Below are 1,320 nucleotides of genomic sequence, written 5' to 3'. Positions count from 1 at the left end.
AGTATGGAAACATTTCTTACGTTGGTGCGGGCGCGAGTCCTGCCACCCTGATCACCTCAATCGTAGCTGGGCCAGACTATGATGTGCAGGCCCTTCGCTTGGACGGCAGTGATGCTGACATTACTGCTGCCCTAGCTGACGTGGTCTACTACAGCGGTGGGCGCTGCGGAGAGGACCTCATCAGGGTAGAGATGAATACGAACAGCCCTGTCAACGTCTCTGATGTGCGTATCAACATTCGTTGTGTAGCCTCCCCGCCCAACATTACCGCTCCTTTCCACTCAGGCCCGGAGGACGAGCGTCTCAGGCTTGATATGCTGGAATTAGAGGCCACCCAACCCAAGGAAATTCTCGAGATGCAGGTCACCAACCTCGACTCGCGATTTCGTGTGTTCCCGGCTGCCTTCGACGAGGCCACTGACTCCTGGGATGTGCAGCTTGAGTTCCAGAATGCCCTTGGCAACAAAAAACGGGCGGTGCCACCCTTTGGCAGTGTTGCCGATGCCAATACCCTTCATGAGCCTGAGCGCTTCCCGTACTGGCAGCAGTATCTCCTCCGTGATGTGTTCATCATCCCTCCTGCCCACTTCAATGGCAACATTACCTTCACAATCATTGGTTTCTCTACGGATCCCGAGAACCCCAATCGTGCTAACACCACGGTGAATATGACAGTGGAGTTCTTCCCTGTCAACGACCCGGCCGTCATCACATCCCCACTCTCGCTGGATTGCCTCGAGGACGAGGTGTGCTACGCCAATGACCCACTGCCTATTTCCTTTAGCGACATTGACCTGGCCGGAACAGCGGGCCCTGAGCAGTACTCCGTTGCGCTCTATCCTGCGCCCTATCAGACCTATCCCGCCACTAACAAGTGGTTTGCCTTTGCGCCCTTCTTCACGTTGAGAGGCGACCTTGGCTTTGAGAGCCCTCCAGTTCCGGGTGTGAATTGCACCACATATGTGGACACTGGGGACGGCTTCAACGTTAGTGGAACGATCGACGAGCTGAACGCGATTTTGGCTCAGGTTCGATACGTTCCCGAAACCCACGGCCATGGAACCGCTGGATACAACATTGAGATCAACGACAATGGCAATATTGGTCGCGTCTTTAATCCCCTTATCTCCGAGCAAATCATCAAGTTTGAGGTCAAAAACGTCAATGACGAGCCTGAATTCCTCAGCCTTCCCGCCACTCTGAATGAGCCCGCCTTGCCCTGCATATTTGACCCCATCTATGGTTGCCCTGTACTCTTCGAGATAGATGAGGACAGCTTCTATTCCATTAATGGAGGGTGGTCTCTCTACGACTTGGACT

Annotated in this window: 1 protein-coding gene; it reads left to right on the top strand. The window is 54.2% G+C overall.

Annotated elements, in window-relative coordinates; translation table 11 throughout:
• Positions 1-98 precede the first annotated feature (98 nt).
• The coding region (locus tag V6D20_02255) for a hypothetical protein (GenBank protein HEY9814618.1) at positions 99-1,320 on the top strand (1,222 nt) is incomplete at its 3' end.

Source organism: Candidatus Obscuribacterales bacterium, assembly GCA_036703605.1.
Lineage (GTDB): Bacteria > Cyanobacteriota > Cyanobacteriia > RECH01 > RECH01 > RECH01.
This window is presented reverse-complemented; position numbering and strand designations above follow the sequence as displayed.